This window comes from Pseudonocardia sp. P-1, from assembly GCF_058111925.1.
The window spans coordinates 4,602,724-4,617,234 of the sequence record NZ_CM176614.1; the positions used below are offsets into that span (position 1 = coordinate 4,602,724).

A 14,511-nucleotide genomic window follows, 5' to 3' on the forward strand; every position below is an offset into this window, starting at 1 on the left:
CGTCGCGACGTCAGGTGAACGAGATGTGCACGTGGTCCATGTGGTTCGCCGTCGCCCCGCCCCGGTCCTCCTGGGCCTTCCAGCCGCTGCCGGTGTCGATGCGCTGCTGCCAGATGATGTAGGAGATCCCGAGGTCGTCCCGGTTCTGCCGGGCGTAGGCGGCGAGCCGGTCGCCCGTCGCCTTGTCGACCATGAAGTCCAGAGCCTTGCCGCTGGGGTGGTCGGAGGCGTTGCCGCGGCTGCCGATGCCCAGCACGGAGTCGACGCCGAACAGGCAGCGCAGCTTCTCCCCGGCCGTCGCCACGTTCGCGGCGACGCCCTCCATGCCCGCGGTGCCCAGGGCACACGTGGTGGACCCGGTCGGGCCGCCACCCGAGGGGGCGCCGGAGGTCCCGGCCGAGGACCGCGCGGAGTCGGCGGCGCGGGCGGCCGCCTCCCGTGCCTCGCGGGCGGCGGCACGGGCGCGCTCGCGCGCCTCGTCGCGGGCCTTCACCGCGGAGCCGACCGCACCGTCCGCGGCGCCGACGATCGCGTCGACGTCGACCGGGGGCGGCGGCTCGGCCAGCGACCGGGCCGCGCCGGCGTGCGCCGTCGGCGTGGCCGGGACCGCGTCGGCGAGCGAGGCGTCCGCGGCCGGGGTGCTGAACGCCTGCAACGCGAGGTCGTCGACCCGGGGGAGCCCACCGCCCGTCGCGGCGTGCGCGGCGACGAGGCCGCCACCGGCGAGCGCGGAGGTGAGTGCCTGCAGGGTGCGGGCCCGCCCCGCGCGGCGGTGCCTCCCGCCCCGCTCCGGGCCGACGTCACGGGTGACGACGGTCGTCGACGGCAGGGGTCGGCTCGGGTCGGTCCGGCTCGGGGAGCGCCGGGCCGCCACGGAGCCGGGGATGTTCCTCGGCACGCAGGGCGTCCTTCCTCGTCGGAGACGGCTGCGCCCGGGTGCCTGGGGAGCGGGGCGCGCGGGTCCTGCTGGGGATCAGGACCGTGACCGTTCCGTGATCGACCGTACGGATCGGGTTGTCCGCGTGGGGCCGGTCCGCGACCACCGGCCGTCGCGGTGCTGCGAGTGGCGTGCCGCTCGGCCGGAAGGATCAACCGTGATCCACCTGTTGCCGAGGTCGGTCAGACGTCCTGGACGTCCCAGGTGCCCGCGGCGTAGTCGAGGGTGACCCGCAGTGCGCCACCGTCGCCATGGCTGACGTAGACGAGCCGGTCGTCGGTGGCCTCGGCCACCTCGGTCCGCGCGTCGTACAGCCAGGGGTGGCGCCTGCGCAGGCCGATCAACTCCTGGTGCACGGCCAGGACGTGCGGGTCGGCGCCGGAGGGGAGGGACCCGTCGGCGGGGAACTCGGGGCGGACCGCGTCGTCGCCGCCTGCCCGCTCCTCCTTGACCCCGGTCAGGCCGAGCTCGTCGCCGGCGTACACCGACGGCGTGCCGCCGACCGTGCACAGCACGGCGACGGCGAGCTCGATGTGGCGGCGGTCGTGCAGCTGCGACGCGAGCCGGGTGACGTCGTGGTTGCCGACGAAGGTGTTCGGCACCGCGGCGGCGACGAACCGGTCGTGACGCTGCAGCGCCCACGCCAGCTCGTGCGGGTTGCCGTCGTCGAGGCTCGACCAGATCGCCTTCCACAGCTCGTACTGGGTGAGCGCGTCGATCGTGGTGGCGGCGGTGACCGCGTCGTGCTCGCCGTGGATGACCTCGCCGAGGAACCAGGCATCCGGGTGGCGCTCGCGGACGCGGGGGAGCACGGCGGCCCAGAAGTCGTCGGGGACGGTGTAGGCGGCGTCGAGCCGCCACCCGTCGGCGCCGCGGTCGAGCCAGTGGCAGAGCACGTCGGTGACATGGTCGCGGACGGCGGGGTTGTCGTGGTCGAGGGTGTGCAGGCCGGGGTGGCCCTCGAAGACGGCGATCTCCCCGTCGTCGGTGTGCCGGAACCAGGCGTCGTCCGGCCCGCCGGGGTCGGCGCGGGCGGCGAGCAGCCGCGGGTGCTCGGGGCCGACGTGGTTGAACACGCCGTCGAGGAGGATCCGCAGGCCGCGCCCCTTCGCCTCGGCGACGAGCGCGTCGAAGTCGGCGTCCGAGCCCAGGCGCGGGTCGATCCGCAGGTGGTCGGTGGTGTCGTAGCCGTGGGTGGCCGAGGCGAACACCGGGCCGAGCAGCAGCCCGTTCGCCCCCAGCGCGACGGCGTGGTCGAGCCAGCCGACGATCCGCCGCAGCGAGTGGTCCGCGCCGTCGCCGCGGTCGGGGTGGGCCCCGGTGAACCCCAGCGGGTACACGTGCCACCAGATCGCGTGCCGTACCCAGTCCATCCGGGCGACCCTAGTCGTCGAACGGGTCCCCGGCCCGCGCCCCGCCGAGCGCGCGGAGCAACGAGGCGAACCCGCCCGCCACGTGCGCCTCGGTCGCGGCGGCGGCCCGGTCGGCGTCGCCGTCGGTCACCGCGTCGAGGATCGCCCGGTGCTCGGCGGCCGAGGCGGCGGCGCGGTCGTCGTCGTGCAGGGTCAGGTCCCACGGGAACGCCTGCCACAGCGCGGCGATCCGCTCCGGCAGCGCGGGCACGCCGCACCGGTCGTAGAGCAGGAAGTGGAACTCGCGGTTCCGCTCGCGGGCGGCGGCCGGGTCGTCGGCGGGGCGGTCGAGGACGGCGCGGGCCCGGGCGAGGTCGTGCCGCGAGACCCGCGGCGTCGCGCGGCGGACCGCGTGGGCCTCGGTGAGCCGGCGCACCACGTAGGTGGCGGTCACCCGGTCCACGTCGACGCCGGCGACCCGCACCCCGCGGTGGTGCTCGGCGACGACCAGCCCCTCCGCGGACAGCAGGCTCAGCGCCTCGCGGACCGGGGTGATGGACGCGCCGAAGCGGCGGGCCAGCTCGTCCTGGCGCAGCGGCGTCCCGCGGGCGAGGCCGCCGCCGAGGATGTCGCGGCGCAGCTCGTCGACGATCCGGTCCCGCTTGGTGCTCACCGCTCGTCGAGCCAGGCGAGGACGGCGTCGGTGTGCTCGCCGACGGCCGGGACCGGGTCCATCCGCGCGGTCCGCCCGGCGACGGTGATCGGCGGCTGCAGTGCGCGCAGCGGCCCGACCGGGCTGCCGACCTCGGTCCACCGGCCGCGCGCGGCGAGCTGCGGGTGCTCCAGCACCTCACCGACCTCGCGCTGCCGGGCGTGCGCGATCCGCGCCTGGACCAGCCGCGCGACGAGCTCGTCGCCGGTCAGGCCCGTGAGCACGGTGTCGATCTCGGCGTGCAGGTCGGGACGGTTCTCCACCCGGGCCCGGCCGCTCGCGAACCGCGGGTCGGTCGCGACCTCCGGGCGTCCCAGCACGACCTCGCAGAACGTCGCCCACTCCCGTTCGTTCTGGATCGACAGGACGACGTCGGTGCCGTCCCCGGCGGAGAAGGTGCCGTACGGGGCGATCGCGGCGTGGCTGGTGCCGGTCCGCTGCGGGGCGGTGCCGCCGTAGCCCGCGTAGTAGAGCGGGTAGCCCATCCACTCCACCAGCGAGTCGAACAGGCTGACCTCCAGGTCGGTGCCCCGCCCGGTGCGTTCCCGCTCGTAGAGCGCGGACAGGATGCCGGAGAAGGCGTACATGCCGGCGCCGATGTCGGCGGCCGGGATACCGCTCTTCGCGGGCGCGTCCTCGGTGCCGGTGATCGAGACCAGCCCGGCCTCGGACTGGATGAGCAGGTCGTAGGCCTTGGCGTCGCGGTACGGGCCGGACGAGCCGTAGCCGGAGATCGAGCAGGTCACCAGCCGCGGGTACCGCTCGCGCAGCGCCGCGGCACCGAGCCCGAGCCGCTCGGCGGCGCCCGGGGCGAAGTTCTGCACGAACACGTCGGCCCGGTCCAGCAGCCGCAGCATCGTGGCGCGGCCGTCGTCGGACTTGAGGTCGAGGGTGACCGACTCCTTGGACCGGTTCAGCCACACGAAGTGGCTGGACATGCCGTGGACGGTCTCGTCGTAGTCGCGGGCGAAGTCGCCCGAGCCCTCGCGTTCGATCTTGATGACGCGGGCGCCGAGGTCGGCGAGGTGCCGGGTCGCCAGCGGGGCGGCGACGGCCTGCTCGCAGGACACGACGAGCAGCCCGTCCAGGGGGAGCGCCATCAGATGCCCCGCCTGTCGTCCCGGCCGATGCCGGACGCACCCCCGGTGACGATCGCGACCTTGCCCTGCAGTGCGCCCGCGGCCATGACGGCTCCTCGACGTCGAGACGATGCCTGATCACCGGAATAATGCATGATCCAGCGAGATCATGCATCCTCGAGGTCGAGCCGCGTCGATCAGCACGTTGCGGCCCCCGGTGGGGCGGAGACGTGCTGATCGAATCGGCCGCGCGGTCCTCAGCCCACGGCGCGGGCGGCGGCGACGAAGTCGCGGACGCGGGCGTGATCCTTCACGCCGCGGGACGACTCGACGCCGCTGGAGACGTCGACGCCCCAGGGGCGGACCCGGCGCACCGCGGTGGCGACGGTGTCCGGGTCCAGCCCGCCCGCGAGCAGCCACCTCCCGGCCGGTCGCGGGTCGAGCGCCTCGGCGTCCCAGCGCTCGCCGGACCCGGCGACGGGCGAGTCGAGCAGCAGCACGTCCTCGCCGTACAGGCCCACGGTGAGGTCGGGGTCGTGGGCCAGCGAGGTCGCCCGCCACAGGGTGATCGGCGCGCGGGCGGCCACGGTGAAGTCGTCGCGGGTGTAGCGGCCGTGCAGCTGCAGCGCGTCGGCGCCGGCGTCGGCGGTCACCGCCGCGGCCCGGTCGGCGGGCAGGTCGGCGACCACGACCACCGACCGCACGCCGTCCGGCACCCGGGCGACGAGCGCGCCGAGGTCGGCCGGGTCGACGTGGCGCGGGCTCGGCGGGTACACGACGAACCCGACCGCGTCGGCGCCGGCGGCCACGGCCGCGTCGACGTCACCGGGGGTCCGCAGCCCGCACACCTTGACGAACACGCGCCCGACCCTACGGGGCGCCCGGCCTCACAGCTCGAGCACCAGCCGCGGCGACCGCGCCCGGGACACGCAGAGCATCATCACCTCGTTCGACGCCCGCTCCTCCTCGGTGAGCAGCGAGTCCCGGTGGTCCGGTTCGCCGGCCAGCACCCCGGTCTCGCACGTGCCGCAGGTCCCCTCCCGGCACGAGGACAGCGTCGCGATCCCCGCGCCCTCCAGGGCGTCGAGGATCGAGCAGCCCGCCGGGACGGCGACGACCGTCCCCGACCCCGACAGCTCCACCTCGAACGCCTCGTCCGGGCCGTCGAGCGCGCCGGGCCGGGCGGAGAACCGCTCGACGTGCACCGGCACGCCGAGACGCTCCCCCTCGGCCTCGACGGCGGCGAGCAGCCCCTCCGGCCCGCAGCAGTACACGGGCCGCCCGGCGGCCGCGGCCAGGATCCCGGCGACGTCGAGCAGCCCGGCCTCGTCCTGCGGCACCAGGGTGACCCGGTCGGGGTGACGCCCGGCGAGCTCGGTGAACGCCATCGACGCCCGGCTGCGCCCCCCGTGGACGAGCCGCCAGTCCGCGCCCGCGGCGTGCGCCGCCGCGATCATCGGGACCAGCGGGGTGATGCCGATCCCGCCGGCGACGAACACGTAGCCCGGGGCGTCGACGAGTGCGAACCGGTTGCGCGGCCCGCGGACGAGCACCGTGTCGCCCTCGGCGACGACGTCGTGCACGTGCGCCGAGCCGCCCCGCCCGGCGGGTTCGCGCAGCACCGCGACCCGGTAGACCGAGCGCTCGCCCGGGTCCCCGCACAGCGAGTACTGGCGGACGAGGTCCGCGGTCAGCACGAGGTCGAGATGCGCACCGGGCGTCCACTCCGGGAGCTCGGCGCCGGACGGGTCGCGCAGGGTCAGCAGCACGACGTCGTCGGCGAGGAGCTCCTTCTTCTCCACCACCAGGTGCAGCTCGGGGTCGGTCACGACGTACTCCAGGTCTCGTGGTCCACGGGGCAGCCCAGCAGCCAGTCCCACAGCGGCACCGGGTCGTCGAAGACGCGTTCGGCGCCGCAGTGGCACACCGCGCGCAGCAGGTCGGTGCCCAGCACCCAGTGGATGCGCTGGACACGGTGCCCGTGCAGGACGGGCGGGGCCTCGGGGATCGCGCTCACCGGGCGGGCGCCGGGGACGGGACCGCCGGTGCCGCGCCGGCCATCCGGGCGAGCATCCGGCGCGCGGCGAGCCCGCCGGTGTCGATGTTGACCGACAGCTCCTGGTAGCCCGCCGGCTCGGTCGCGATCACCTTCTCCAGCACGTCGAGCGCCTCGACGTCCTGCAGCACGACGGTGCGGTTCTGCTCGGCGAGGAACGCCGAGACCTCGACGTCGGCGAGGGCGAAGTCGCGCGCGACCATCCAGAAGTCGTGTGTGGAGTGCTCGGTCTCCGGGGTGATCGCGTAGACGACCTCCACGTGGAAGGCGTCCGGGTCGGAGCCGTCGGCGTGCGGGACGGAGCCGACCGGCGCGATCCGGGAGTGCAGCTTGTACAGGCACGGCGGGGTGTACTCGATGTCCTGCCAGCGCGAGATCCGCCCGGACAGGCCGGTGGAGCGCTCGTAGAACGGCGGGCACTCGGCGTCGGCCATGTGCCGCGAGACGTAGACGACGCCTGCGTCCTCGTCGACCTCGGTCGAGATCGGGGTGGCGGCGACCTCCGGGGTGCCGATGTAGCCGCCGTGCAGGTAGGTCTCGTGCGACAGGTCGAGCAGGTTGTCCACCAGCAGCGAGAACCGTGCGGCCAGCGGCTCCATCCCGCGCACCGTGGTCCACGCGGCGTCGTCGAGGTAGGTCGCGCGGGGGATGCGCAGCGGGTCGGCGCGCTCCGGGTCCCCGATCCAGACCCAGATCAGCGAGTCCTGCTCGACGACGGGGTAGGCCGCCAGCCGGGCCGTGCGCGGCACCCGGTTCTGCCCCGGCACCGCCACGCACTTCCCGTCGGCGCCGTAGGTGAATCCGTGGTAGCCGCAGACGACGGTGTCGCCGACCAGCCGGCTCGGGGCCTGGGACAGCGGGAACCGGCGGTGCACGCAGCGGTCGGCGTGCGCGGTGACCTGGCCGGCCTCGGTGCGCCAGAACAGGATCGGCTCGTCGCAGATCGTGCGGCCGAACAGCTCGCGGCCGATCTCGGCGGAGTAGGCGGCGACGTACCACTGGTCGCGGGGGATCGAGCTCATGCGGAGACTCCCTGGGTGGTGGGGGTGTCGGATCGGCGGAGCAGCAGGACGAGGGCGGCCGCGCCGACGAACACGGCCGCGAAGAGCAGGTAGAGCGACTGCGGGGTCGCGCCACCGTCGAGCAGCGCCCCGGCCAGGGTCGGCGCGAGGATCGCCCCGGACCGGCCGACCGCGAGCGCGGTGCCGACGCCGGTGGTGCGCACGTCGGCGCCGTAGGAGGTCGGTGCCATCGCGTACAGCCCGGCGACGCAGCCGTTGACGAACAGCCCGACCAGCGCGGCGACGACGAACGCCACCGCGAGCGAGGAGGTGCTGGCGATGAACACGGCCAGCAGCACCGCGGTGGCCAGCAGGTACCCGGCGAGCACGTGCCGCAGCGGGAACCGGGCGGCGAGCAGGCCGAGCCCGGCGGCGCCGAAGATGCCGCCGACGTTGAGCAGCGTGCCGCCGGCGATGCCCGCGTCCGGGGAGAGCCCGGCCTCGACCAGCAGGGTCGGCGTCCAGCTGGTGACGAAGTAGAACCCGGCCATCACGCAGAAGAAACTGATCCAGAGCAGCACCGTGGTGCGGCGCAGCGCCGGGCGCAGCAGCGCCCCGTACCCCGCGGCGACGCCGGTCCGCACCGGAGCGCCGTCGGGGAGGGCGGGCAGCGCCGCGTGCCCCATCCGCGCCAGCAGCGCGTTGACCCGCTCCAGCGCCCCGGCCGGGCGGCGCACGAGCAGGAAGTCCAGGGACTCCGGCAGCCGCCACCAGACCAGCGGGACCGCGGCCAGGGTCGCCAGGCCCCCGGCGAGGAACACCGACCGCCAGCCGAACTGCCCGATCAGCGTGGCCGCGAGCACGCCGCCGAGGACGGCCCCGATCGCGTAGCCGGTGGAGTTCAGGCTGACCGCGAGCCCCCGCCAGCGGGCCGAGGCGTACTCCGCGGCGACGACGTTGCTGGTGGCGAGGATGCCGCCGACGCCGAGCCCGGTGATCAGCCGCAGCGCGCCGAGCTGGCCGGGGGACTGCGCCGCGGCCGAGCCCAGCATGGCGAGGCCCGCCACGACCAGGCAGCCCAGCACGATCGGCCGCCGCCCGACGCGGTCGGCCCACGGTCCGATGAGGACCGAACCGGCGGCCATGCCGACCAGGCCCGCGGACAGGAGCAGCCCGAGCTGGCTGCCGGACAGGTCCCACTCGGTGGCGACCGAGCGGCCCGTGAAGGCCATGACCAGCACGTCGAAGCCGTCGAGGACGTTGAGCAGGACGCACGCCGCGACCGCGCCCCACTGGTACCGGGACATCGGTGCGTCGTCGAGCAGGCGGCGGACGGTGTCCGCCGCGGGGGATGGGCGCATGGTGGGACTCCGTCGTCTCCGCGCGGTCGTGGTGGTGCAGCGAGGATGCGGGGCGACGGGGGCCGCGCCGTACGTTCCTTCCGGATAATGGAAGGGTTTCAGCGCGTGGAGGTGCTGAGCGCGCGGCTGATCCCGGCGGCGGTGGTGCGCACCAGCGGGGCGAGCGCGCGGGCGGACACGCTGCCGTGCCGCACGACGAGCGAGACGGCCGCGACGACCTGGCCACGGGCGTCGGAGACGGGGGCGCCGACCGACAGCGCGTCGTCGGTGACCTGCCGGTCGCTGACCGAGTGGCCGTCGCGGCGGACGTCGGCGAGCATGCGGCGCATCCGCTGCGGGTCGGTCACCGTGAACGGGGTGTAGCGCTCGATCCGCGCGCCCAGCACCTCGTCCTGCAGCTCCGGCGGCGAGTGCGCGAGCAGCACCAGCCCGACCCCGGTCGCGGTGAGCGCGAAACGCCCCCCGACCCGGGTCTGCACCGGGACCGCGCCGGACCCCGCGAGCCGCTCGACGAACACCACCTCGGCGCCCTCGCGCACCGCGAGCTGCACGTTCTCCCGGGTGACCCGGGACAGGTCCTCCAGGAACGGCAGCGCCGTCTCGCGCAGCGCCTGCCCGCGCGGGGCGAGCGCGCCGAGCTCCCAGACGCGCAGCCCGATCCGGTAGCGGCCCTCGTCGTCACGTTCCAGCGCGCCCCACGCCGCCAGGTCGGCGACGAGCCGGTGCGCGGTCGACAACGGGACGTCGGCGTGCCGGGCGAGGTCGCTGAGCGACAGCGCGGGCCGGTCGGGGCCGAACGCGTCGAGCAGGCCGAGCGCGCGCACCACGACCGACCCGGTCGGTCCCACCGGGTGGCCGCGACGCGACGTGGTCATGATCGCCGGTATCAGGCGTCGTAGTCGACCGTGGCGGTGTCGGTCACCGGGCGGGACTGGCAGGTGAGGACGAACCCGGCGGCGACCTCGTCGTCCTCCAGTGCGTAGTTGCGCCGCATGGTCACCTCGCCGTCGGTCACCTTCGCGCGGCACGTCCCGCACACCCCGCCCTTGCAGGCGAACGGCAGGTCGCCGCGGACCTTCTGGGCGGCGTCGAGGACGTACTCGCCCGCCGGGACGGCCAGCGTCGTCGACCGTCCGTCGAGGACGACCGTGACCTGGGCGCCGTCGCCGTCCGGCCCGGGCTCGTGGCGGTCGAGCTCCGGCGGCGGCTCGTCGACGTAGAACAGCTCGCGGTGCACCCGGCGCCGCTCGACGCCCAGCTCACCGAGCACCGCGACCGCGGCCTCGGTCATGCCGAGCGGGCCGCACAGCCACCAGTCGTCGACGTCGCCGGTGTCGACCAGTGCGGTGAACAGCAGCCGCAGCCGGTCGGCGTCCAGCCTGCCGCTGACGATCTCGGCCTCGGTGGGCTCGCGCGAGAGCACGTGCAGCAGGTGCAGCCGCGGGCCGTAGCGGTTCTTCAGGTCGGCGATCTCCTCGGTGAACATCACCGTGTCGGTCCGCCGGTTGCCGTAGACGAGGGTGACGCGGGTGTCGTCGTGCGCGGCCAGCAGCGACGCCGCGATCGACAGCACCGGGGTGATCCCGGACCCGGCGGCGACGAGGCCGTGGTGCGTGCCCGCGGTCAGCTCCGGGGTGAACGACCCGGCCGGCGGGCCGACCTCGACGACGTCGCCCGGGGTCACCTCGTCGACCAGCCAGGCGGAGAACAGGCCGCCGTCGACCCGGCGTACCCCCACCCGCGGTGCGGCCCCGGCGGCGGAGCAGATCGAGTACGACCGGCGCTCCTCGCCGTCGGCGGTGTCCTTGCGCAGTGTCAGGTACTGGCCGGGCCGGAAGTCGTAGTGCCCGCGCAGGTCCTCGGGGACGTCGAAGGTGACGGCCACGGCGTCGTCGCACAGCCGGTCGACCTCGGTCACCACGAGCCGGTGGAAGCCGGCGGGCAGCGCGTCGTCCTCGGCCAGCAGGGCCTCGATCTCGTCGTCCAGGTCGAGCGTCGTCCGGCCGTACGCCTGGTTGGCCCGGGCCTGCCACGCCGCCGCGCGCCGCTCGCTCATCGGATCTCCTCGCCGGTCCGGTCGATCACCGGGCGCGCTCCGCTCCTCGCCCGCCGGGGCTCGCTGTGATGCTCACACACCCTCAGATCTCCTTCATGTGCTCGAACGGCTCCCGGCAGGTGGTGCACCGCCGCAGCGCGGTGCACGCGGTCGGGCCGAAGCGCGACAGCTCCTCGGTCGCCCGGGACCCGCACTGCGGGCAGGGCACGACCGTCGACGGCGCGTCCAGCGTCAGCGGGATCGGTCCGTCCGTCCGCGGGGCGCTCCCGGGGGGCGCGACGCCGGCCTCGGCGAGCTTGCGCCGCCCGGCCTCGCTGATCCAGTCCGTGCTCCAGGCGGGGGAGAACACCGTCCGCACCTCGACGCGCGCGTACCCGGCCGCGGTGAGCGCGCCGCGGATGTCCGCGCGCATCTCCTCGATCGCCGGGCAGCCGGAGTAGGTCGGGGTGATCGTGACCGTCACGCGGTCGTCCTGTTCGGACACCGAACGGATCACGCCGAGGTCGTCGAGGGTGAGCATCGGCATCTCGGGGTCGACGACCTGCGCGACGACCGTGCCCGCCCCGCTCACCAGGACGCCCCGGGGTGCCGGCGCGCGAGGCTCTGCAGCACGACGAGCGCGGGCTCCAGCTTCTCGGTGTGCACGCCCTGGCGGCCGCCGCGGCCCCCGACCGTGCCGGTGGCCGGGACTTGCGGCACGGTCAGCGTGGCGCGCCCGATCACCTGCGCGAGCACCGCGTCGACCTCCTCGCGGGTGTCCGCCGGGTCGACGGCGACACCGGCGGCGACCAGGCGTCGCTCGGTGTCGGTGGTGCGGAACAGCTCGCCGAGGTGCGGCCACACCCACTCCAGCGCGTCCTGCATGCGCCGGTGCGACTCCGGCGTGCCGTCGCCGAGGCGCAGCGTCCACCGCGCGGCGTGGTCACGGTGGTAGGTGACCTCCTTGACCCCCTTCGCGGCGACGGCGGCGACCACCGGGTCGGCGGAGTCCGTGAGCCGGTGCAGCAGCGCGAGCCGCCAGGTGGAGAACACCAGCAGCCGGGCGATGGCGCGGGCGAAGTCCAGGTCGTCGGACGGCTCGACGAGCCCGACGCAGCGGAACTCCGACACCTCGCGCCAGTAGGCCAGCGCGTCCTCGTCGCGGCCGGTCAGGTGCCCGGCGCGCGACAGCAGCACCCGGGCCTGGCCGAGTAGGTCGAGCGCGGTGTTGGCGAGCGCGACCTCCTCCTCCAGCTCCGGGGCGTTGGAGACCCATTCGGTCAGCCGGTGGGACAGGACCAGCGCGTCGTCGCCGAGCATCAGGCAGTACTCCGCGAGGTCCGCCGGATCGGTGCCCGCGGGAACCGGCGCGACGATGTCCGCCTCGCTGTCCTCGAACCCCGACCCGAACGCCCAGCGCGGGTCGTCGCCCTCCTCGGTGAGGCCGTCGTAGACGGAGCCGCTCACAGGTGCGGCACCTCCTCCGGGATCGCGTAGAACGTCGGGTGCCGGTAGACCTTGTCCCCGCTCGGGGCGAAGAACGGGTCCTTCTCGTCCGGGCTGGACGCGGTGATCGCGTCGGCGCGGACCACCCAGATGCTCACACCCTCGTTGCGGCGGGTGTAGACGTCGCGGGCGTTGTGCAGGGCCATCTCGTCGTCCGCGGCGTGCAGCGACCCGACGTGGACGTGGTTGAGCCCGCGCTTGCCGCGGACGAAGACCTCGTAGAGCGGCCAGGCGCGACGGCTCGGCTTCGCACCCCGCCCGGTCTCGACACCCGTCGTCGGGACGGCGCCGTGGCCGCCCTCGGCCGTCATGCTCGTTCCGCCTGCGCTGCTCTCGGTGCTCATGTCCTGCTCGCTCATGCCCGTGCCCCCTGCTTCTCGGCGTAGGCCTGCGCCGCCTCGCGCACCCACGCCCCGTTCTCGTGCGCGCGACGCCGGTGGTCCAGGCGCTGCCGGTTCGCCGGCCCCGCCCCGGAGACCACGGCGGTGAACTCCGACCAGTCCGGCTCGCCGAAGTCGTGCGCCTGCCGCTCGGGGTTCCAGCGGAGGTCCGGGTCGGGAAGCGTGACGCCCAGTACCGCCGCCTGCGGGACGGTCATGTCGACGAAGCGCTGGCGCAGCTCGTCGTTGGTGTGGCGCTTGATGCCCCACGCCATCGACCGGTGGGTGTTGGGGGAGTCGCCGTCGGCCGGGCCGAACATCATCAGCGACGGCCACCACCAGCGGTCCACCGACTCCTGCACCATGCGCTTCTGCGCCTCGGTCCCCGCGGTCAGGGCGAGCAGCGACTCGTAGCCCTGACGCTGGTGGAACGACTCCTCCTTGCAGATGCGGATCATCGCCCTGGCGTAGGGCCCGTAGGAGCAGCGGCACAGCGGGACCTGGTTCGCGATCGCCGCGCCGTCGACCAGCCACCCGATGACGCCGATGTCCGCCCAGGACAGCGTCGGGTAGTTGAAGATCGAGCTGTACTTCTGCTTGGAGTCGATCAGCTTCTCGGTGAGCTCCTCGCGGTCGACGCCGAGGGTCTCGGCCGCCGCGTACAGGTACATGCCGTGACCGGCCTCGTCCTGCACCTTCGCCAGCAGGATCGCCCGGCGCCGCAGCGACGGCGCCCGCAGCAGCCAGTTGCCCTCGGGCTGCATCCCGATGATCTCCGAGTGCGCGTGCTGGGCGATCTGGCGGATCAACGTCCTGCGGTAGGCCTCGGGCATCCAGTCTCGCGGCTCGATCCGCTGGTCCGCCGCGATCGTCGCGTCGAACCGCTCCTCCAGCTCCGCCGGGGATGGCGCGGTGCTCGTCACTGGACACCTCCGTACCGAATGTTCGTTCGGCTACGAGTGTGGCGGATGACCGGGGGATCCCGCAACCCCGTGTCCCTGAGGTGTCGATCAGCACCTTTCCGCCCTGCACGGGGCGAGAACGTGCTGATCGACGCGCGGCGGCGGGTGCCGGACCGGGGACGTCGGGGAACCGGTCGGCGGGCGAGGCGGTCCAAGGGGCATGGATCTCGCGCGACCGTTCCTCGGCGCTGCGGCGGTGCGCGCCGGGGTGGTCACCTCCAAGCAGCTGCGGGGGCCCCGGTTCCGCCCGGTCGTGCGCGGGGTGTTCGTCGCCGCTCACATCCCGGACTCCTTCCTGCTGCGGTGCGAGGGCGCGGCGGTCGCCGTCGGGGCGATCGGGGCCGGGACCGGCCGGGCGGCACTGTGCGGGTGGGCCGCGGCCGAGATGCTCGGCGCGGACTGCGCACCGCGCGGGGTCCCGGTGGAGGTCGTGGTGGCGCTCGGGCACCGGCGCAGCCGGCCCGGACTGGTCCTGAGACACCGCGACATCCCGGCCGCGGACGTCGTGACCGGTGTCCGGATCCCCGTCCCCGGTGAGCGGAGGCCCCGCTACCTACCGGGCCGGACGGTCGTCACGACGTCGCGGGTGCGGACCGCGTTCGACCTGGCCTGCCGGGTCGGGCGGACCGACGCCGTGATCGCGCTGGACGCGCTGGCCAGGGTCGGCGGCTACCCACCGGGGGAGGTCCTGGCGTTCGCCGCCGCCCGTCCGGTCGCCCGGGGGAGCCGGCGGCTCGCGGACCTGGTCGCCCTGGCGGACCCGCTGGCCGAGTCCCCGATGGAGACCCGGGTCCGGCTCGCCCTGCACGACCACGGGATCCGGCAGCCGGTGCTGCAGCACCCGGTCGGGCCGTTCCGGATCGATCTCGCCTATCCCGACCAGCGCTTCGGTATCGAGTACGACGGGGAGCACCACCTGGACCGCAGCCGAGCCCGGGCGGACCTGCGACGGCAGGCGTTCCTGACCGCGCAGGGCTGGGAGATCCTCCGTCCCGAGGCCCGCGTGGTCCTGGCCCGCCCCGACCTCCTGGCCGTCGAGGTCCGTCGCCGCCTGACGTCCCGAGGCGGTCACGCGTGATCGATCAGCACGTTTCCGCCCCGTCGCGGGCGAGAACGTGCTGATCGACTGC

General features: G+C 74.8%; 16 protein-coding genes. 1 reads left to right on the plus strand and 15 read right to left on the minus strand.

From position 1 onward, the window contains the following. Positions 1–10: 10 nt before the first annotated feature. From AC0GKK_RS22610 to paaA, 15 genes are all read right to left on the minus strand, one after another. The gene (locus AC0GKK_RS22610; protein WP_357439457.1) at positions 11–898 is read right to left on the minus strand and encodes a VldE C-terminal domain-containing protein; all 888 of its coding nucleotides are present in this window, start codon (positions 896–898) and stop codon (positions 11–13) included. A 221-nt stretch (positions 899–1,119) separates the two neighbouring features. After that, entirely contained in the window at positions 1,120–2,310 is a 1,191-nt protein-coding gene (locus tag AC0GKK_RS22615) for an alpha-amylase family glycosyl hydrolase (protein ID WP_489882475.1), read from the minus strand. A gap of 10 nt (positions 2,311–2,320) precedes the next feature. Next, entirely contained in the window at positions 2,321–2,962 is a 642-nt protein-coding gene (locus AC0GKK_RS22620; protein WP_167409985.1) for a GntR family transcriptional regulator, read from the minus strand. After that, a complete protein-coding gene (locus AC0GKK_RS22625) occupies positions 2,959–4,101 on the minus strand; it encodes a CaiB/BaiF CoA transferase family protein (protein ID WP_357439451.1) in 1,143 nt (380 codons plus the stop codon). Before AC0GKK_RS22625 ends, AC0GKK_RS22620 begins: the two co-directional genes overlap by 4 nt. Before the next feature lie 236 nt (positions 4,102–4,337). Next, the gene (locus AC0GKK_RS22630; protein WP_489882476.1) at positions 4,338–4,940 is read right to left on the minus strand and encodes a phosphoribosylanthranilate isomerase; all 603 of its coding nucleotides are present in this window, start codon (positions 4,938–4,940) and stop codon (positions 4,338–4,340) included. Between the two features lie 27 nt (positions 4,941–4,967). After that, positions 4,968–5,909 (minus strand): PDR/VanB family oxidoreductase, encoded by a 942-nt coding sequence (locus tag AC0GKK_RS22635; protein WP_489882477.1) that lies wholly within the window; start codon positions 5,907–5,909, stop codon positions 4,968–4,970. Then, complete coding sequence (locus tag AC0GKK_RS22640; protein WP_073577386.1) at positions 5,906–6,097, minus strand: hypothetical protein; 192 nt, start codon at positions 6,095–6,097, stop codon at positions 5,906–5,908. Before AC0GKK_RS22640 ends, AC0GKK_RS22635 begins: the two co-directional genes overlap by 4 nt. Next, positions 6,094–7,158 carry an aromatic ring-hydroxylating oxygenase subunit alpha gene (locus AC0GKK_RS22645; protein WP_178373008.1) on the minus strand — a complete coding sequence of 355 codons (1,065 nt, stop codon included), beginning with the start codon at positions 7,156–7,158 and terminating at the stop codon, positions 6,094–6,096. The genes AC0GKK_RS22640 and AC0GKK_RS22645 overlap by 4 nt, the downstream gene beginning before the upstream one ends. Next, complete coding sequence (locus tag AC0GKK_RS22650) at positions 7,155–8,498, minus strand: MFS transporter (protein ID WP_482638047.1); 1,344 nt, start codon at positions 8,496–8,498, stop codon at positions 7,155–7,157. Before AC0GKK_RS22650 ends, AC0GKK_RS22645 begins: the two co-directional genes overlap by 4 nt. Before the next feature lie 98 nt (positions 8,499–8,596). After that, positions 8,597–9,373: an IclR family transcriptional regulator gene (locus tag AC0GKK_RS22655; protein ID WP_083474260.1), complete on the minus strand. Its 777-nt coding sequence runs from the start codon at positions 9,371–9,373 to the stop codon at positions 8,597–8,599. 11 nt (positions 9,374–9,384) lie between these two features. Continuing rightward, positions 9,385–10,554, minus strand: coding sequence for a 1,2-phenylacetyl-CoA epoxidase subunit PaaE (paaE, locus tag AC0GKK_RS22660; protein WP_350589138.1), 1,170 nt, complete (start codon positions 10,552–10,554; stop codon positions 9,385–9,387). Between the two features lie 82 nt (positions 10,555–10,636). Next, on the minus strand, positions 10,637–11,080 hold the full coding sequence (gene paaD, locus AC0GKK_RS22665; protein WP_244326444.1) for a 1,2-phenylacetyl-CoA epoxidase subunit PaaD: 444 nt from the start codon (positions 11,078–11,080) through the stop codon (positions 10,637–10,639). A 41-nt stretch (positions 11,081–11,121) separates the two neighbouring features. Further along, positions 11,122–12,000, minus strand: coding sequence for a 1,2-phenylacetyl-CoA epoxidase subunit PaaC (gene paaC, locus AC0GKK_RS22670; RefSeq protein ID WP_350589136.1), 879 nt, complete (start codon positions 11,998–12,000; stop codon positions 11,122–11,124). Continuing rightward, a complete protein-coding gene (gene paaB, locus AC0GKK_RS22675; RefSeq protein ID WP_489882478.1) occupies positions 11,997–12,398 on the minus strand; it encodes a 1,2-phenylacetyl-CoA epoxidase subunit PaaB in 402 nt (133 codons plus the stop codon). The genes paaC and paaB overlap by 4 nt, the downstream gene beginning before the upstream one ends. Continuing rightward, the gene (paaA, locus tag AC0GKK_RS22680; protein ID WP_476652197.1) at positions 12,395–13,342 is read right to left on the minus strand and encodes a 1,2-phenylacetyl-CoA epoxidase subunit PaaA; all 948 of its coding nucleotides are present in this window, start codon (positions 13,340–13,342) and stop codon (positions 12,395–12,397) included. The genes paaB and paaA overlap by 4 nt, the downstream gene beginning before the upstream one ends. Positions 13,343–13,541: 199 nt before the next feature. Between paaA and AC0GKK_RS22685 the strand changes: the two genes are divergently transcribed. Next, positions 13,542–14,459 (plus strand): endonuclease domain-containing protein, encoded by a 918-nt coding sequence (locus AC0GKK_RS22685; protein ID WP_489882479.1) that lies wholly within the window; start codon positions 13,542–13,544, stop codon positions 14,457–14,459. Positions 14,460–14,511 lie beyond the last annotated feature (52 nt).